Raw genomic sequence first — 17,899 nt, forward strand, 5'->3', positions numbered from 1 at the left:
CGTCACATCGGAACGGATGCCGCCGCTCAGCGTGCGATGCTCGACGCGGTCGGCTATCACAGCATCGACGCGCTCGCCGACCGCGCGGTGCCGGCCGCCATCCGACAGCGCGCCACCGAGGACTCGAGCATTCCTCAGGCGGCATCCGAAAGCGAGGCCCTCGCCGAACTGCGCGCGCTCGCCGGACGCAACCGGTCCGCGCGTCCGATGATCGGCCTCGGCTACTACGACACGATCACTCCGTCGGTCATCTCGCGGAACGTGCTGGAGAACCCCTCCTGGTACACCGCGTACACCCCGTACCAGCCGGAGATCTCCCAGGGGCGCCTGGAGGCGCTGATCACCTTCCAGACCATGGTCGCCGACCTCACCGGGCTCGCGACGGCGAACGCGTCCATGCTCGACGAATCCACGGCTGTCGTCGAGGGGATGCTGGTCGCCCGCCGGGCCTCCCGCGTCGCCAGTGACGTCTTCGTCGTCGACGCCGACGCCCTCCCGCAGACGCGGGCGCTCCTCGATGCGCGTGCCGAGCCCCTCGGCATCCGCATCCTCGAGCGCGACTTCGCGGCGGGCGAGACGCTGCCCGACGAGCTCTTCGGGGTGTTCATCCAGTACCCGGGCGCCTCGGGGCGCGTGTGGAACCCGTCCGGTGTGCTGGAGGCGGCGCACCTGGCGGGAGGGCTCGGCGTCGTCGCCGCGGACCTGCTCGCCCTGACCCTCCTTCGCTCACCGGGGGCGCTCGGCGCCGACATCGCCGTCGGTACCACGCAGCGCTTCGGGGTGCCGCTCGGTTTCGGCGGTCCGCACGCCGGATACATGGCCGTGCGGGCAGGGCTCGAACGCCAGCTTCCGGGACGTCTCGTCGGCGTCTCGCAGGATGCCGCCGGGCAGCCGGCGTACCGCCTTTCGCTGCAGACACGCGAGCAGCACATCCGACGCGAGAAGGCGACGTCGAACATCTGCACCGCCCAGGTGCTGCTCGCCGTCATGGCGGCGATGTACGCGGTCTACCACGGCCCGGACGGACTCCGCGGGATCGCATCGGCGGTGGCGCGGAAGGCCGAGACGCTGGCGTCGGCGCTCCGGCGCGCCGGCGCCGGCGTGGTGTGCGATGCCTTCTTCGACACGGTTCGGGTCCGTGTGGACGACGCGGCGGCGGTCGTCGAGCGAGCCCGCGAACGGGGCTACCAGCTCTGGGCGGCGGATGCGAGGACGGTTGCGGTCTCCGTCGACGAGACCACGGACGCACGCGATCTGGCGGCGGTCGCGGCGGCGATCGCGGGTCGCGTGGACGGCGAAGGGCTCGGGGTCGGCCTGGCCTGGCAGGAGACCCCGGCGCTCGCGGGCGTCGCGGCCGAGATGCATCGGGAAGACGAGATCCTCACGCACCCCGTCTTCCGCTCCCACCATTCCGAGACGGCGATGATGCGCTTCCTCAAACGGCTGGCGGACCGGGACTACGCCCTCGATCGCGGCATGATCCCGCTCGGGTCCTGCACGATGAAGCTCAACGCGGCGACCGAGATGGCTGCGGTGTCGTGGCCGGAGTTCGCTCGCGTTCATCCCTTCGCGCCCGCCGACGACGTCCGAGGCTACCTCGCGCTGATCGACCAGCTCGAGGGGTGGCTGGCGGAGATGACCGGCTACGACGCGGTCTCGCTGCAGCCGAACGCCGGCTCGCAGGGCGAGCTCGCGGGGCTGCTGGCGATCCGCGGCTACCACCGCTCGCGTGGAGACGAGGGGCGCACCGTCTGTCTCATTCCCTCGTCCGCGCACGGCACGAACGCCGCCTCGGCGGTCCTGGCGGGCATGCGCGTGGTCGTCGTGGCGTGCGACGAAGCCGGCAATGTCGATCTCGGCGACTTGCGCGCGAAGATCGCCGCGCACGCCGACCAGCTCGCCGCGCTGATGATCACCTACCCGTCCACCCACGGTGTGTACGAGCACGACGTGGTGGAGATCACGGACGCCGTCCACGCCGCCGGCGGCCAGGTCTACGTCGACGGAGCGAACCTCAACGCGCTCCTCGGCTACGCCCGCTTCGGCGACTTGGGCGGCGACGTGTCGCACCTCAACCTGCACAAGACTTTCGCGATCCCGCACGGGGGTGGCGGACCCGGGGTGGGGCCGGTCGCCGCGAAGGCGCATCTCGCGCCCTTCCTCCCCGGGCATCCGTTCGCGCAGGCCGAGGTGCACGCGGGAGGGGCCGTCTTCGCGGGCGGCCCGGTGTCGTCGGCGCCCTCCGGCTCGGCCGGCATCCTGCCGATCTCGTGGGCGTACGTGCGGATGATGGGCGCTGAGGGCCTCCGCCAGGCGACGGGGGCCGCGGTGCTCGCGGCGAATTACGTCGCGGCGCGGCTGAAGGACCACTATCCCGTCCTGTACGCGGGGGACGGTGGGCTGGTCGCCCACGAGTGCATCCTCGACCTGCGGCCGCTCCGCGAGCAGACGGGCATCACCGTCGACGACGTCGCCAAGAGGCTGATCGACTACGGCTTCCACGCGCCGACGATGTCGTTCCCGGTCGCCGGGACGCTCATGGTCGAGCCCACCGAGAGCGAGGATCTGGCCGAGATCGACCGGTTCGTCGACGCGATGGTGGCGATCCGCGCGGAAGCGGATCGGGTCGCAGCGGGGGAGTGGCCGGCGGAGGACAACCCCCTGGTGAACGCGCCGCACACCGCGGCATCCGTCATCGAGGGGGAATGGAATCACGCCTACTCGCGCGAGGTGGCGGTGTATCCCGAACGGGACCTGGTGCGCACGAAGTACTGGCCTCCCGTACGCCGGATCGACCAGGCCTACGGAGACCGGAACCTCGTCTGCGCCTGCCCTCCCCTGGAGGCCTTCGCCTGACCCTTCGGCCTTCCTGCTGACCGCGAGACTGCATCCTCCGGTTGAGACTGCGTGCTGAGTGTGCTTTCTCGACCGGAGGATGCAGTCTCGTTGATCTAGGAGGGGGAGGGGGCGTCAGCGCGGGGCGACCGCGCGGCGCAGGGTGAGGAGGGAAGCGGTGTCTTCCCCCGCCACCAGCGGGACGCCGTGTCCGAGGAGGATGGCGCGCAGCGGGGCGAACGTCGTCGCCTCCGTCCACGCCCAGTGGGCGACGGTGCGGACATGGCGGGACAGGCGGATGTCGCGATCGCGACGCTGCCGGAGCGCGCGCAGCGGATCCCCGAGCGACCCGTCGTACTTCAGATCGCCGTCCGCCTCTCCGAGCACCGACGACTCGGGCCACCAGAAGTCGCCGCGGTCGAGGACACCGTCGGTCCGGAACACCTTCTGGAGGATCGGGGGCGCGAAGCCGAGCCAGCGGATCACGCACCGGCTCACCGATTCGAGCGGCGACTCCGCCGCGGCGTCGGCCTCGCGGAGAGGGTCGCGCGCGCGTCGACGCCCGCGGCTGCTCTCGCGCTGCTCGTTGATCGCGGTCAGGATGTCGGTGCTCAGCGTGGGGTCCAGCCGCAGTGCGGCATCCGCGGTCGCCACGACCCACGGCCGGATGCCGGTGCCGCGCGAGGTCGACCGCGGTGTCAGCGAGCGATGTCACGGTGCGTCCGCCTGCGGAGACGAGCCGCCGGTCGCCGCACCCCGCGTGGACCCGGACCCCGCCGCACTCCCGACCCGTGGCCGTCGCGCCGCCGAGCGTGTGGACGGTGAGAGGGTCGCCGAAGACCGGGAGGCCGAGGAGAGCGCTCGCTGATTCCAGGCAGAACACCGCGTCGGGGCGCGTCATCGCGACAGCGTGGACGCGGGCGAGGTAGCGACGCCACGGTGTCAGCTCCGCCCACTCCTCGGCATCCGCGTAGATGCCATCCCGGACGCGGTGCAACTGCCCTCGTGCCGCCGCCGCCGCCGGGCGGTGGAGGTCGGCGGCCCTGTGGAGCGCGAGCGGAGATGACGGAAGCGTCAGTACGGGGTCCATCGCCCGAGTGTGGCTCCGCCGTGTCGCGCGGATGCCGCATCCCCGGCAGCCTGTGGACATCCTCGCGCGCGAAGCCCGCCCTCGTCGTGTGTGGAGGACGCTCGCCGCGCCCTCTCTCTGTCACCGAGACTGCATCCTCCCGCCGAAACGGCGTGCGGCGCGTGCAGTCTCGACGGGAGGATGCAGTCTCGCGGTCAGGGGGAGGGAAAAGGGGGCGGTCAGGAAGGGCCGAAGAGGGTGGGCCAGAGGCCGACGGCGAGGGGATACCCGACGAAGGCGACGACGTCGATCAGGGTGTGCGCGATCACGAGCGGCATGACCCGGCCCCACCGGCGATAGCACCACCCGAACACCAGGCCCATGACGAAGTTCCCGATGATCGCACCGACGCCCTGGTACGCGTGGTACGCCGCACGCAGCAGAGCGGTGGCGATGATGATGCTCCACCACGACCAGCCGAGTCGACGGAGCCGGTCGAAGAGGTACCCGAGGAGGATCACCTCCTCGAGCAGGCCCGCGCGCACTGCCGCGAGCAGCAGCACCGGCACGGTGAACCAGGCGGCGTCGAGCGGCGCGGGCACCACCTCCACCGTGATCCCGAGGGCACGTCCCGCGAGATACAGCGCCAGACCGGGCACACCGATCACGATCACGAGCAGGATGCCGCGACCCAGGTCTCCGCCGAAACGACGGAAGTCCAGGCCGATCCGCCGCAGCGCGTTCGAACCGGGTTCCCACAGGAGGTACACGACGAGCGCCACGAGGCAGAGCGAGAAGAAGATACCCAGCAGCTGATAGGTGAGATCCCACAGGGCGGCGGAGTCGCGCGAGGGATTCAACTGCGTGCTCTGATCACCGATCGCGGCGTTCTCCGCGAGTGCGCGCTGCACGGTCCGGACGAAGGACAGCACGCTGTAGATCGCAGACTGTCCCACCGAGAGTGCGAGGACGATGCCGATCTCCCACCACAGACGGACCCGCGGCGGATCCGTGGGATTCCTCACATCGATCGGGGGTTCCATCGCGGTCACCTTGTCAGATTGTCACATCCCGGCGACGTTGAGTTAAGGCTCTGTAACGTTTTCCACCACTGTTTTGACCATCCCAGACCCCCCGCTTAGGGTTTCGGTATCCGCGCGCCGTCCTGCTCTGCTGGGCGTGCACGCACTACCTGCACAGGAGGAACAGTGAGAATCAAGCGCATCTCGACCGCGGTGGGACTCGCCGCAGTCGGCGCACTCGTGATTTCGGGGTGCACCCCGGCAGAGGACGGCGGCGACGACTCCGGTCTCGTCGAGGGCTCCTCGATCACGGCCGCGTGGAACCAGGCGTTCTACTCGATGAACGGCAACACGTCGTTCGGTAACGCCACCGCGAACAACAACATCAACTACTTGGTGCTCGACGGCTTCAACTACTACAACAACGTCCCGGAGCTGGTGGAGAACACCTCGTTCGGCACGTACGAGCTCGTCAACGAGGACCCGCTCACGGTGACCTACACGGTCAACGAGAACGCGGTGTGGTCCGACGGCGAGCCGATCGACGCCGCCGACCTCATGCTCAACTGGGCTGCGCTCTCTCGCGCGCTGGACACCCCGGACTTCAACCCGGGCGACTTCACCGACCCCGAGACCGGTGAGTTCACCGACGCGTTCCCCGAGGACGTCGTCTACTTCGACTCCGGTGCGACCCCCGAGTCCGGCATGGGCCTCGTCTCTGAGACGCCCGAGGTCGGCGAAGACGGCCGCTCCATCACCATGACGTTCAACGAGCCCTTCGTGGACTGGGACCTGGTGTTCACCGCGCCGCTTCCCGCCCACATCGTGGCGAAGAAGGCCCTCGGCATCGAGGACAACGCCGAGGCCAAGCAGGCCGTCCTCGACGCGATCGAGGGCAACGACGCCGCGGCCCTCGCGCCGATGGCCTCGTTCTGGAACTCGGGCTTCAACTTCACCTCGATGCCCGACGACCTCGAGCTCGTCACCGCCAGTGGCCCGTACATGATCAGCGACTTCCAGGCTGACCAGTTCATCACCCTGACGGCCAACCCCGAGTACGCCGGTGACAACACCGCGAACATCGAGGAGATCACCATCCGCTTCATCCCGGACCCGCTCGCCGCGGTCCAGGCCCTGGAGAACGGTGAGGTCGACATCATCCAGCCGCAGGCCACCGCCGACATCACGACGGCGCTCGAGGGCATCGACGGCATCACCGTGACCACCGGTCTCGGCGGAACGTACGAGCACATCGACCTGCAGTTCGACAACGGTCGCAACCCGGAGAACATCTTCTCGAACCCCCTCGTCCGCGAGGCGTTCATGAAGACCATCCCGCGCCAGGAGATCGTCGACACCCTCATCAAGCCGATCATCGGCGACGACGCGATCCTCCGTGACTCGCAGCTCTTCGTCCCCGGTGCCGCCGGATACGACGAGGCCGCCGCGAACAACACCTCGGCCGACTACGCAGCCGTTGACATCGAGGGTGCCGCCGCACTCCTCGCGGAGTCGGGTGTCACCAACACCGAGGTCTGCGTCCTGTACGCCTCGAACAACCCGCGTCGCGTCAACGAGTTCGCCCTCATCCAGCAGTCGGCAAACGAGGCCGGCTTCAACGTCACCGACTGTGGCTCCGAGGACTGGGGCGGCCTGCTCGGCACCCCCGGCGCCTACGACGCCTCGCTGTTCGGCTGGCAGTCCACGAGCCTCGGCGTGACGAACTCGCTGCCGACGTTCGTCACCGGTGGAATCAACAACCTGAACTTCTACTCGAACCCGGAGGTCGACTCGATCATCTCCGAGCTGAACACCACGTTCGACGCGGATGCTCAGATCGAGCTTCAGGTGGAGATGGATCGTCTGCTGTGGGAGGACTTCTACGGCGTCACCATCTACCAGTTCCCCGAAGTCACCGCGTTCAGCGACCGGGTGACCAACATCGACCCGTCGATCCTCGCGCCGACCATCTTCTGGAACGCGTGGGACTGGGAAGTCACGGACGCTGCCGCTGAGTGATCGTCTCGACCGCAGCCTGAGCCGGGTCTGATCCCGACACGCGCCACGGTCAAAGGGGTGCAGGTCCCTTACGGGGACCTGCACCCCTCGCACGTTAGACTTCACTCCGCGGCGGCCGCGCGAAGGAGCCGGAACCGAACTGCTCCCGCGCGCCCGGCCGATTCATCGATTGGCAGGCAGCCACACCATGGCTTCATTCATCATCCGGCGACTGATCGCGTCTGTGTTCGTGCTCTTCGCCGCGACCTTCTTGATGTACATCCTGGTCTCGCTCTCAGGTGACCCCCTGGAAGAGCTGGCCCAGTCCAACGCTCCGAACAAGGCGGAGCTCATGGAAGCCCGTACGCGGCTTCTGAACCTGGATGTCCCCGCACCGCTGCGGTACTTCCTCTGGCTCGGCGGACTCTTCCGCGGAGACTTCGGCATCAGCATCCAGAACCAGCCGGTCAACGCCCTCCTCGCCAACGCACTGACGTCGACGCTGACGCTGGTGACGACGGCGACGGTCGTGGCGATCGTGTTGGGCATCTCGGTCGGTATCGTCTCGGCGCTGCGTCAGTACAGCGGCTTCGACTACACCGTCACCCTCATCTCCTTCCTCTTCTTCTCCCTCCCGATCTTCTGGGTCGCGGTGCTGCTGAAGCAGTACGGCGCCATCCAGCTCAACAGCTGGCTGGCGAATCCGACGATCGCGGTACCGGCGATCATCGCGATATCCCTCATCGCGGGTGTGCTGTGGATGTCGCTGATCGGCGGGAGATGGAAGAGGCGACTCATCGTCCTCGCCGCGGCGACGCTCGCCACCGCCGGCGTGCTGACCTACCTGTCGGTCACGCAGTGGTTCGCCGATCCCAGCATCGGGATCGTCGTCTACGCGGCGCTCGCCATCGGGATCGCCATCGGTGTGACCGCGGTGTCCACGGGCCTGCGCAACCGGAAGTCGCTCTACGCGGCGCTCACGGTGGCGGTCCTCGGCATCGCGCTGTACTTCCCGATGATGAACGGAATCCTCAATGGGATGACGCTCGGGCTGTTCGTCCTGCTGATCGTTCTCACGATCGTCGTCACCGGCGTCATCGGCTGGTTCTTCGGCAGCCCGGATCGGGGTCCGGTCATCCGCACCGCGATCCTCACCGGCATCCTGACGGCGGGCCTCATCGCGCTCGACAAGTACATGTCGTACTGGGAGGTCTACGCCAACTCCAGCCGCATTCGGGGTCGGCCGATCGCCACGGTCGGCGCGTCGACACCGGGACTCGGCGGGAACTTCTGGGTGCAGGGCATCGACCTGTACACCCACCTGCTCCTCCCGACCATCGCGATCATCCTGATCTCCTTCGCGTCGTACACGCGCTACTCGCGGGCCAGCCTGCTGGAGGTCATGAATCAGGACTACATCCGCACCGCGCGGGCGAAGGGCCTGACCGAACGCACCGTCGTCGTCCGTCACGCGTTCCGCAACGCCCTGATCCCGATCACGACGATCATCGCGTTCGACGTGGGTGCGGTCGTCGGCGGGGCGGTGGTCACCGAGACGGTCTTCGGTTGGACCGGCATGGGTCGGCTCTTCGTCGACGCGCTCCGTGTGTCGGATCCGAACCCGATCATGGCGTTCTTCGTCGTCACCGGCACCCTCGCCGTCCTCTTCAACCTCATCGCGGACCTCATCTACGCCGCCCTCGACCCGAGAATCAAGGTGAGCTGAGTGAACAACGCTCCCGAAGAAACCGACAACCGCGAGGCCTCGGCGACCGCCGAGATCTCCATCGAGCAGCGCGAGACGGAGGGTCTGAGCCAAGGCCAGATCGTCCGGCGCCGCTTCTTCCGACACCGCGGCGCGGTCGTCTCGATGATCGTGCTCGCCTTCATCGTGGTCCTGTCCTTCACCTCGGTCGGCATCGACCTGTGGGGGATCCGGATCCCGGGCTGGTGGCAGTACGACTGGCGTCAGATACCGCCGATCGAGAACCGCGGCGTCCCGACCCTCTCGCTCATCCCCGAGTTCCTCGGGGGAGCGGGTCTCGCGTTCGGCAACCACCCGTTCGGGCAGGACGAGGTCGGCCGTGACACCTTCGCCGTCGTCATGCGCGGGGCGCAGCAGTCGCTCATGGTCATGGTCATCGCCGGTGTCGTCGCGACGGCGATCGGCGTCGTGATCGGCGCCGTCGCCGGCTACTACCGCAAGGCCGCCGACGCGGTCCTGATGCGCTTCACCGACATCATCATCACCATTCCGCTCATCGTGATCGGCGCCGTGCTCGGAAACGCGCTCGGCAACCTCGGTGCCGCCGTCCTCGGTGTCGTGATCGGTCTGTTCGCGTGGACGACGCTCGCGCGTCTCGTGCGGGGTGAGTTCCTGACCCTCCGCGAGCGGGAGTTCGTGGATGCCGCACGCGTCTCGGGGGCTCGGGACCGGCGGATCATCTTCCGCCACATCCTGCCGAACGCCGTCGGCGTGATCGTCGTGAACGCGACGCTGCTCATGGCGGGCGCGATCCTCCTCGAGTCGGCGCTGAGCTTCCTCGGCTTCGGTGTCGTGTCGCCCGACACGTCACTGGGGAAGATCGTCTCCGACAATCAGGCCGCGTTCTCCACGCGCCCCTGGCTGTTCTGGTGGCCCGGCATCTTCATCATCACGATCGCCCTGTGCGTCAACTTCATCGGCGACGGTCTGCGCGACGCGTTCGACCCCCGCCAGAAGAAGATGCCGAGCGAGCGGGCGATGGCGCGCGCGGGTCGCTCGTCGACCCCCGCGGGCCCGGTCCAGGATGCCGGCGCCGCCGGCCCGGCATCCGTCACGGTCGCGGGTGAAGCGGTCTACACGGGAGACGTGGAGAACTACCACGACCCGCGGCCCGAAGAGCCCGGTGACGCCGGGCACGGACGGCTCGACCCGGAGCGCTGAGGATGAGTCCTTCAGAGCGCGAGGCCCAGCACCGCGGCCGCCGCGGTGAGCACGAGGGCGATGATCGTGCCGACATGCCACGTCGTCTTCTCGCCGCCGGGTTCCTCCCCGGCGGCGAGAAGGCCGGCGGCGCGAAGCTCTTCCCACTGGCCGCGGATCGTCTGGGCGAGGTTCCCACTCGGCGTGGACACCGCGTCGCTCGGGCGGAGTTCTCCGAGCGGTCCGCGCGCCGAGGCGCCGACGCCGTCGAAGTCCTTGCTCGCAAGGCCGAGGGCGCGGTGACGGCCGGGTGCGGGCGTCGCCCAGACGGGGACGCGCTGCTTCCGCGTCTGCAGGGTCAGCGCGAACCGCGTATCGATCGACTGCACCGCGGGCCAGGGCAGGAAGTGCGTGCGCAGCACGTTCACGACCGTCACCCCGTGCGGTTCGACATGCAGCTCCGGACGCCAGAAGAGCGCCCACGCCAGGATCGCCACGAACACCAGCGGCCACGCGTATCGCAACGCGCTGAGCGGATCGTCCCAGATGAGGGCGCCGATCGCCGCGGCACACAACACCATGGTCACGACGGAGAGGACACGGCCGAAGGCCGGACGATAGTGGACCTCTTGAAACGACATGACCTCCAGCTTTCCAGATCGGATGCACACGCATGACTGACACCACGGATGCCGCCACCGGCGGCCGCCCCTCGCACGAGGCTCTTCCCGAGACGATCCTCGAGGTCAAGGGTCTGAACGTCGATTTCTGGGTCGAGGGGGAGTTCTACCCCGCCGCCGTCGACATGAACTACACCGTTCGCCGCGGCGAGGTGCTCGCGATCGTCGGCGAGTCCGGCTCGGGGAAGAGCACGAGCTCGATGTCCCTGCTCGGCCTCCTGCCCGAGAATGCCCGCGTCACCGGTTCGGTGAAGCTCCTCGACCGTGAGCTCCGCGGCGCGGATCCCGCGACGATCCGCGCGCTCCGCGGCGGTGACATCGCGGTGATCTTCCAGGAGCCGATGACGGCGCTGAACCCCGTCTACACGATCGGATTCCAGATCACCGAGGCGCTGCGCTCGCACGACCGCGCGCTCGCTCCGTCGGCCGCGAAGGAGCGAGCGATCGAGCTGCTGCGTCTCGTGGAGATGCCCAACCCGGAGCAGTCGTTCCACAAGTACCCCCATCAGCTCTCGGGCGGGCAGCGGCAGCGTGCGATGATCGCCCAGTCGATCTCGTGCGACCCGCTGCTGCTCATCGCCGACGAACCGACCACCGCCCTCGATGTCACGGTGCAGGCCGAGATCCTCGATCTGCTGCGGAACCTGCACAAGCGGCTCGATTCGGCGATCATCCTGATCACGCACGACATGGGGGTCGTGGCCGACCTCGCAGACCGCATCATGGTGATGAAGAACGGCGTCGTTGTCGAGGCCGGAAATGTGGAGGAGATCTTCCACGCGCCGAAGCACCCCTACACCCAGCAACTGCTGGCGTCGGTCCCGCACCTCGGTCTCGGCGTCCTCGAGCCCGTCGACGCCGACGCGCCCGAGGAGGTCGTCTCCGACACATCCGCCGTGCCGACCATCTCGGCGATCCGTGAGCGCGCGAGCGACGCGGGCGGGCCCGCCGAGGCCCGCACACCGGTGCTGTCGTTCGAGGACGTCGCGATCGAGTACCCGAAGCGGGGGCGTATCCCGGCCTTCCGCGCGGCAGAGCACATCGATCTGCAGATCTATCCCGGCGAGATCATGGGTCTCGTCGGCGAGTCCGGTTCGGGCAAGACCACCATCGGACGCGCCGCCATCGGTCTGATCCCGATTGCGGAGGGGCGTCTCACGACGGTCGGCACCGACATCTCGGATGCCACGCAGAAGGATCTGTTCGCGATCCGCCGTCGGACCGGCATCGTGTTCCAGGACCCGGCGTCCTCCCTCAACCCCCGGATGCCGATCGGCCAGTCCATCGGCGAGCCGATCCTCCTCGCGGGGGTCGCGAAGGGGAAGGATCTCGATCGGCGCGTCGAGGAGCTCCTCAGCCAGGTGGAGCTCCCGGCCTCCTACCGCAACCGTTTCCCGCACGAGCTCTCCGGCGGTCAGCGCCAGCGTGTCGGTATCGCGCGCGCTCTCGCGCTCGCGCCGGAGCTGCTCGTCGCCGACGAGCCGACGTCTGCTTTGGACGTGTCGGTTCAGGCCCGTTTCCTCGATCTCCTGCAGGAACTGCAGCAGCAGCTGCAGTTCGCGTGCCTGTTCGTCAGCCACGACCTCGCCGTCGTCGACATCCTCGCGCACCGCATCAGCGTGATGCACCACGGGAAGATCGTCGAGACCGGGACGCGGGATGAGATCCTGCGCGGGGCGAAGGATCCGTACACGCAGCGCCTGATCTCGGCCGTCCCGGTTCCGGACCCGGAGGAGCAGCGCCTGCGGCGTGAAGCCCGCGCGGCGATGGCGGCCCGCGAAGCGAGCTGATCCGCGTCGCCGGCGGGCGGAAACATGCCAGGCGCAGGCTGCGCGTAGAATGGGGCGCACCCGGTTCCGGGTGCACCCCTCACTCATCAAGGATTCCCTCATGGCGCGCGCCCTCCGTCCCGATCTCCGAAACGTCGCGATCGTCGCGCACGTCGATCACGGGAAGACGACCCTCGTGGACGCGATGCTGCGTCAGACGGGGTCCTTCGGCGAGCACGCGCACGTCGAAGAGCGCGCGATGGACTCGAACGACCTCGAGCGTGAGAAGGGGATCACGATCCTCGCGAAGAACACCGCGATCACGTACAACGGCACCCACACCGACGTGCCCGTGACGATCAACGTCATCGACACCCCGGGCCACGCCGACTTCGGCGGCGAAGTCGAGCGCGGCCTGTCGATGGTCGACGGTGTCGTGCTGCTCGTCGACGCGAGCGAAGGTCCGCTCCCGCAGACCCGCTTCGTCCTCCGCAAGGCGCTCGAGGCCAAGCTCCCCGTGATCCTGCTGGTGAACAAGACCGACCGTCCGGATGCCCGGATCGCCGAAGTCGAGGAGGAGGCGCACGATCTCCTCCTGGGTCTCGCGTCCGATCTCGTCGACGACGTCCCCGACCTCGATGTCGACGCCCTCCTCGACGTGCCGGTCGTGTACGCCTCCGGCCGTGCCGGCGCGGCATCCCTCACGCGGCCGGAGAACGGCGCCCTGCCGGACAACGACGACCTCGAGCCCCTCTTCGGCGCGATCCTCGAGCACGTTCCCGCTCCGGCCTACGACGACGAGGCGCCGCTGCAGGCGTGGGTGACCAACCTCGACTCCAGCCCGTTCCTCGGACGGCTCGCGCTCCTGCGCGTCTTCAACGGGACTCTCAAGAAGGGCCAGACCGTGGCCTGGGTGCGCGCGGACGGCACCACGAGCAACGCCCGCATCACCGAGCTGCTGAAGACCCGGGCGCTGGAGCGCTACCCGGCGGACGACGCCGGTCCCGGCGACATCGTCGCCATCGCCGGATTCCCCGACATCACCATCGGCGAGACCATCGCCGACCCGGAGGACGTGCGCCCGCTCCCGGCGATCACGGTCGACGACCCCGCCATCTCCATGACGATCGGCACCAACACCTCGCCCCTCATGGGCAAGGTCAAGGGGCACAAGCTGACCGCGCGCATGGTGAAGGACCGCCTCGACCGCGAGCTGATCGGCAACGTCTCGCTCAAGGTGGTCGACATCGGGCGTCCCGACGCGTGGGAGGTCCAGGGCCGCGGTGAGCTGGCTCTGGCGATCCTGGTGGAGAACATGCGGCGCGAGGGATTCGAGCTGACCGTCGGCAAGCCGCAGGTCGTCACCCGGCGCGGCGAGGACGGCAAGCTCAAGGAGCCGTTCGAGCACCTGACGGTGGATGCCCCCGAAGAGTACCTCGGCGCGATCACGCAGCTGATGGCCGCCCGCAAGGGTCGCATGGACAACATGACCAACCACGGCACCGGCTGGGTGCGTATGGAGTTCATCGTGCCGTCGCGCGGCCTCATCGGCTTCCGCAGCGAGTTCCTCACAATCACGCGCGGCACCGGCATCGCCAACGCGATCTCGCACGGCTACGACGACTGGGCCGGCTCCATCACGACGCGTCAGAACGGATCGATCGTCGCCGACCGCACGGGTGTGGTCACTCCGTTCGCGATGATCGCGCTGCAGGAGCGCATGAGTTTCTTCGTCCAGCCGACCGAAGAGGTCTACGAGGGCATGGTCATCGGAGAGAACTCGCGCGCCGACGACATGGACGTCAACATCACCAAGGAGAAGAAGCTGACGAACATGCGCTCGTCGACCTCGGACTCCTTCGAGTCGATGACGCCCCCGCGCATCCTGACCCTCGAGGAGAGCCTGGAGTTCGCCCGGGACGACGAATGCGTCGAAGTCACCCCCGAGAAGGTGCGCATCCGCAAGGTGGTCCTCGACGCCACCGAGCGCGGGCGCGCGGCCTCGCGGTTGAAGCGCCAGGACGCCGCGGTCTGAGTCGTCAGCGCTCCTGCAGGATCTCCTCCTCGAGATCCTGCAGGATGCGCGCAGGCAGATCGGAATCCGGCCCGGTGGCGTTGACGACGATCGCGACCGCCGTCCCGGTGTCGCCGTGGTACATCGCGAGGGACTGGAACCCGAGCCCGCTGCCGGTGTGCCCGATCCAGCGGTCGAGCCGACCGATGCCGAACCCGTAGGCGTCGTACTCCGGGCTCGCCGGATCCGCGTCGGTCGGGGCCAGCGCCTCGGTGCGCAGTCGGTGGGCGTCGGCGGACACCGCCGCACCGGTGCCGAGAATCTCCGCCCAGGTCGCGAGGTCGGCGGCCGTTCCGAACATACCCCCGGCGGCGGAGAACGCACTGGCGCGAACGGGCGGAAGGGCTTCGGCCGTACCGTCCTCGTCGATCTGGAAGCCCGTCGCGGTTCCCGGCGGCGGAAGCCGGTCTCCCGGATACACCACGGAGTCCATCTCGTAGGGGTCGGTCAGGCGCTCGGCGACGGCTTCGTCCCACCCTCGGCCCGAACGGTCGGAGATGAGCTGACCGAGGAGCACGGTGTTGGTGTTGGAGTACTGGTAGCTCGACCCCGGCGCGAAAGAGGCCGGGACCCCGTCGATCAGCGCGTACAGGGTGGTGTCGGTCCAGCTCCGATCCCACTGCGCGGTCAGGAGTCCACCCAGACCCGGCTGCGCGGAGTAGTTCGGGATGCCTGAGGTCATCGTCGCGAGGTCGGACACGCTCGCGTCGCCGTCGACTCCTGTTCCGGCTGTGGGAACGGGGGAATCGAGGTCGATCACCCCCTCGTCGGCGAGCTGGAGGACCACCGTGGTCACCAGCGACTTCGTCACGCTGCGGTACGCGAACAGGGTGTCCTCGGTCACGGCTGCGCCGGCCTCGTCGGCGACACCCACGGGGACGACCCGCGTTTCGCCGTCCCTCCGCACGGCGATCGCACCGCCGGGGACGTCCGCCTCCTCGACGGCGGCGCCGAAGACCGCGGCGAGAGGATCGGGCGCGCTCTCGGTGGAGACCGGTGCCGCCGGTTCGGCCGTGCACGCGGGGAGGGTCAGGCACAGCCCGGCGGCGATCAGGATCGCGGACCGACGCGGTCGTCGTCGCTGTCTCACGGGGTCGTTCCTCTCCGCCGCTCAGCGCATCTCCGAGATGAGGACGGCTGATGTCGCAGATTCCAGTGCTTCGAACACGTGGGGAGCATCTCCGGGGTAGCGGAGATAGTCACCGGGTTCGAGATCGTACGGCGCATCGGTGGGGCCGACGCGTGCCCGCCCGGTGAGGAGCACGAGATGTTCGGTGGTGCCGGACGGATGGGGATCGGACAGGCGCGGGCTGCCGGGCTCGGCGCGGATGATGTAGAGGTCCCGTCGGACGCCGGGCCCCGCCGCGGAGAGCAGCAGGGCCTCGTACGGCGCTTCGGCGGCGCGGATGCCGTCCTCCTGTCGTGCGCGGATGAGGGTCGGACCGGTGGCGGGCGCGTCGACGAGCGTGGCGAAGGAGACGCCGAGGGCGGTGGCCACCGCCCACAATGTCTCGACGCCCGGGTTGGACGAGCCCGACTCCAGTTGTGAGAGCGTCGCCTTGGACACACCCGCACGCCGCGCGACCTCGGCGGCCGACAGGCCCGTACGTGCCCGTTCCCGACGCACGGCGTCGGCGATGCGTGCTCCCATGGTGCTCACTCGTTCATTCTGGCAAACGTCCCCGCCTTGACCGCGGTGATCGAGCCGTTCAGAATAGTGAACGTGCGTTCACTGTCACGATCTCCTGACGAGCCGCCCGATGACCATGCCGTCCGTCGCGCGTGGCGTGAGGCGCTCGGCGTCACCCTGGCGACCAGCGCGTACGGGGTCTCGTTCGGTGCGCTGGCGGTCGCTGCGGGTCTGGACGTCTGGCAGACCTGCATCCTGAGCCTGGTGATGTTCACCGGGGGCTCCCAGTTCGCGTTCGTGGGTGTCGTGGGCGCGGGCGGAATCGCCGCGGCACCTGCGGCGATCGCGTCGTCCGTCCTCCTCGGGGTCAGAAACGTCGCGTACGGCGTGAGGATGGCGCCGGTGGTGGGCGGGGGTGCGTTGCGCCGAGCCGCCGCCGCGCAGTTCACCATCGACGAATCGACCGCGGTGGCCCTCGCGCAGGACGACCCGCGGGCTCGTCGCGTGGCGTTCTGGGTGACGGGCGTGGGGATCTGGATCGGATGGAACGTGTCGACCCTGGCCGGCGCACTCCTGGGCGATGTCCTCGGCGATCCCCGCGCCTACGGACTGGACGCCGCGGCGGCGGCCGCGTTCCTCGCGCTGCTGTGGCCGCGCCTGCGGCGACGGCAGGCGATCGCGGTGGGGTGTGCGGCGGCCATCGTCGCCACCGTCCTGACCCCCGCCCTGATGCCCGGCATCCCTGTGCTCGTCGCGGCGTCGGTCGCCGTCGTCGTCGGACTCACGAATCTCTTCGGCGAGGGTGGGGCTCCCGACACCGAACCCGAGGACGTCCCCGAACGGGAGGGGCTTCCGTGACCCTGTGGAACGCGATCCTCATCGCCGCGCTCGGCTGTGTCGCCCTTAAGCTCCTGGGCTACCTCGTTCCGACGTCGTGGATGGAGGGGCCGCGCGCCTCGCGGACGGCGGATCTGCTCACCGTCGCCCTCCTCGCCGCCCTCGTCGGCGTCCAAGCCGTCGGCGCGGGCCAGGCGATCGTCGTCGATGCGCGTATCCCCGCGCTGCTGGTGGCCGCTGTTCTGCTCTTGATTCGCGCGCCGTTCCTCGTGGTGGTCGTGGCGGCGGCGGCGACGGCGGCGCTCCTGCGGCTGGCGGGCCTGATGGTCTGAGGCCCGTACACTTGCCCGGTGGAATTCTCGTGGTCGCGCCTCGGCAGCTGGCTCATCGCCGCCGCCGTCGGGATGGTCTACGGCTCGGCGGGGACCATCGCGCACGCGTTCGTGCTCGGGCCCGTCCCGCTCGGACTCGTCCTCGCGCTTCTGGGGTGCGCGGCCCTGCTCGCATCGATCCGGTTGCTGACCGGCGACCGCTGGGCCGCCCTGGCCGCGGGGCTCGGGATGATGACGGCGGCACTGGTCTTCTCCGGTGCAGGTCCCGGCGGATCGGTGATCGTTCCGCAGAGCATCCTCGGTACCGTCTGGACTCTCGCACTTCCGCTCGTGGTGGCGGTGGTCACCGGGTGGCCGGCGCGCTTCGGAGCGGATCCGGGCCGAGCCCTCCCGGACTAGACTCGACCCGTGACGTACGTGATCGCCCTGCCCTGTGTGGATGTCAAAGACCGCGCGTGCATCGACGAGTGCCCCGTCGACTGCATCTACGAGGGAGAGCGCTCGCTCTATATCCACCCCGACGAATGCGTGGACTGCGGCGCCTGCGAGCCGGTGTGCCCCGTCGAGGCGATCTACTACGAGGACGATCTGCCGGGCGAGTGGCAGGACTACTACAAGGCGAACGTCGAGTTCTTCGACGACATCGGGTCTCCCGGGGGCGCGGCGAAGGTGGGCGTCATCGCCAAGGACCACCCCGTGATCTCGGCATTGCCGCCGCAGGACCACTGATCCGACGACGGAGCCGCTG

General features: G+C 68.9%; 15 protein-coding genes. 10 read left to right on the plus strand and 5 right to left on the minus strand.

Annotation, left to right across the window (positions count from 1 at the left end; genetic code table 11):
• The first annotated feature begins 36 nt into the window (after window positions 1-36).
• Entirely contained in the window at window positions 37-2,856 is a 2,820-nt protein-coding gene (gcvP, locus tag KZC50_RS13905; protein WP_375294611.1) for an aminomethyl-transferring glycine dehydrogenase, read from the plus strand.
• A 114-nt stretch (window positions 2,857-2,970) separates the two neighbouring features.
• Here gcvP and KZC50_RS13910 read toward each other — a convergent pair whose 3' ends face one another.
• Complete coding sequence (locus KZC50_RS13910) at window positions 2,971-3,489, minus strand: hypothetical protein (protein WP_310892063.1); 519 nt, start codon at window positions 3,487-3,489, stop codon at window positions 2,971-2,973.
• Window positions 3,490-4,143: 654 nt separating this feature from the next.
• Window positions 4,144-4,947, minus strand: a complete 804-nt coding sequence (locus tag KZC50_RS13915) for a CPBP family intramembrane glutamic endopeptidase (protein ID WP_310892064.1) — start codon at window positions 4,945-4,947, stop codon at window positions 4,144-4,146.
• A gap of 165 nt (window positions 4,948-5,112) precedes the next feature.
• Between KZC50_RS13915 and KZC50_RS13920 the strand changes: the two genes are divergently transcribed.
• The 3 genes from KZC50_RS13920 to KZC50_RS13930 all read left to right on the plus strand — a co-directional run bounded on the left by KZC50_RS13920 (window position 5,113) and on the right by KZC50_RS13930 (window position 9,850).
• Window positions 5,113-6,945, plus strand: coding sequence for an ABC transporter family substrate-binding protein (locus tag KZC50_RS13920; RefSeq protein WP_310892065.1), 1,833 nt, complete (start codon window positions 5,113-5,115; stop codon window positions 6,943-6,945).
• 187 nt (window positions 6,946-7,132) lie between these two features.
• The gene (locus tag KZC50_RS13925) at window positions 7,133-8,650 is read left to right on the plus strand and encodes an ABC transporter permease (RefSeq protein ID WP_053547183.1); all 1,518 of its coding nucleotides are present in this window, start codon (window positions 7,133-7,135) and stop codon (window positions 8,648-8,650) included.
• Window positions 8,651-9,850 carry an ABC transporter permease gene (locus tag KZC50_RS13930; RefSeq protein WP_053547184.1) on the plus strand — a complete coding sequence of 400 codons (1,200 nt, stop codon included), beginning with the start codon at window positions 8,651-8,653 and terminating at the stop codon, window positions 9,848-9,850. It abuts the gene before it with no gap.
• 11 nt (window positions 9,851-9,861) lie between these two features.
• Here KZC50_RS13930 and KZC50_RS13935 read toward each other — a convergent pair whose 3' ends face one another.
• On the minus strand, window positions 9,862-10,470 hold the full coding sequence (locus tag KZC50_RS13935) for a PH domain-containing protein (protein WP_310892066.1): 609 nt from the start codon (window positions 10,468-10,470) through the stop codon (window positions 9,862-9,864).
• A gap of 32 nt (window positions 10,471-10,502) precedes the next feature.
• Here KZC50_RS13935 and KZC50_RS13940 point away from each other — a divergent pair, with 32 nt between their 5' ends.
• On the plus strand, window positions 10,503-12,299 hold the full coding sequence (locus tag KZC50_RS13940; protein WP_310892067.1) for a dipeptide ABC transporter ATP-binding protein: 1,797 nt from the start codon (window positions 10,503-10,505) through the stop codon (window positions 12,297-12,299).
• A gap of 100 nt (window positions 12,300-12,399) precedes the next feature.
• Window positions 12,400-14,313, plus strand: a complete 1,914-nt coding sequence (gene typA / locus KZC50_RS13945; protein WP_310892068.1) for a translational GTPase TypA — start codon at window positions 12,400-12,402, stop codon at window positions 14,311-14,313.
• Between the two features lie 4 nt (window positions 14,314-14,317).
• Here typA and KZC50_RS13950 read toward each other — a convergent pair whose 3' ends face one another.
• Window positions 14,318-15,442 (minus strand): serine hydrolase domain-containing protein, encoded by a 1,125-nt coding sequence (locus KZC50_RS13950; protein ID WP_310892069.1) that lies wholly within the window; start codon window positions 15,440-15,442, stop codon window positions 14,318-14,320.
• A 21-nt stretch (window positions 15,443-15,463) separates the two neighbouring features.
• Window positions 15,464-16,003: a helix-turn-helix domain-containing protein gene (locus KZC50_RS13955; RefSeq protein WP_310892087.1), complete on the minus strand. Its 540-nt coding sequence runs from the start codon at window positions 16,001-16,003 to the stop codon at window positions 15,464-15,466.
• A 72-nt stretch (window positions 16,004-16,075) separates the two neighbouring features.
• Here KZC50_RS13955 and KZC50_RS13960 point away from each other — a divergent pair, with 72 nt between their 5' ends.
• Genes KZC50_RS13960 through fdxA form a run of 4 tightly spaced genes read left to right on the plus strand, consistent with a single transcriptional unit; the run spans window position 16,076 to window position 17,880 of the window.
• Window positions 16,076-16,840 carry an AzlC family ABC transporter permease gene (locus KZC50_RS13960; protein ID WP_375294610.1) on the plus strand — a complete coding sequence of 255 codons (765 nt, stop codon included), beginning with the start codon at window positions 16,076-16,078 and terminating at the stop codon, window positions 16,838-16,840.
• Window positions 16,837-17,151, plus strand: coding sequence for an AzlD domain-containing protein (locus tag KZC50_RS13965; RefSeq protein ID WP_310892070.1), 315 nt, complete (start codon window positions 16,837-16,839; stop codon window positions 17,149-17,151). The genes KZC50_RS13960 and KZC50_RS13965 overlap by 4 nt, the downstream gene beginning before the upstream one ends.
• Before the next feature lie 18 nt (window positions 17,152-17,169).
• Window positions 17,170-17,550, plus strand: a complete 381-nt coding sequence (locus KZC50_RS13970; RefSeq protein ID WP_310892071.1) for a histidinol dehydrogenase — start codon at window positions 17,170-17,172, stop codon at window positions 17,548-17,550.
• A gap of 9 nt (window positions 17,551-17,559) precedes the next feature.
• The gene (fdxA, locus tag KZC50_RS13975; protein ID WP_053547188.1) at window positions 17,560-17,880 is read left to right on the plus strand and encodes a ferredoxin; all 321 of its coding nucleotides are present in this window, start codon (window positions 17,560-17,562) and stop codon (window positions 17,878-17,880) included.
• The last annotated feature ends 19 nt before the right edge of the window (window positions 17,881-17,899 follow it).

This window comes from Microbacterium aurantiacum (assembly GCF_031625015.1).
GTDB lineage: Bacteria > Actinomycetota > Actinomycetes > Actinomycetales > Microbacteriaceae > Microbacterium > Microbacterium aurantiacum.

Bases quoted from the DNA above. Each gene is read 5' to 3' on its own strand.
- typA (WP_310892068.1), top strand. From the start codon at position 12,400: ATGGCGCGCGCCCTCCGTCCCGATCTCCGAAACGTCGCGATCGTCGCG.
- KZC50_RS13955 (WP_310892087.1), bottom strand. From the start codon at position 16,003: ATGGGAGCACGCATCGCCGACGCCGTGCGTCGGGAACGGGCACGTACG.
- KZC50_RS13940 (WP_310892067.1), top strand. From the start codon at position 10,503: ATGACTGACACCACGGATGCCGCCACCGGCGGCCGCCCCTCGCACGAG.
- KZC50_RS13925 (WP_053547183.1), top strand. From the start codon at position 7,133: ATGGCTTCATTCATCATCCGGCGACTGATCGCGTCTGTGTTCGTGCTC.
- KZC50_RS13935 (WP_310892066.1), bottom strand. From the start codon at position 10,470: ATGTCGTTTCAAGAGGTCCACTATCGTCCGGCCTTCGGCCGTGTCCTC.
- gcvP (WP_375294611.1), top strand. From the start codon at position 37: ATGCTCGACGCGGTCGGCTATCACAGCATCGACGCGCTCGCCGACCGC.
- KZC50_RS13915 (WP_310892064.1), bottom strand. From the start codon at position 4,947: ATGGAACCCCCGATCGATGTGAGGAATCCCACGGATCCGCCGCGGGTC.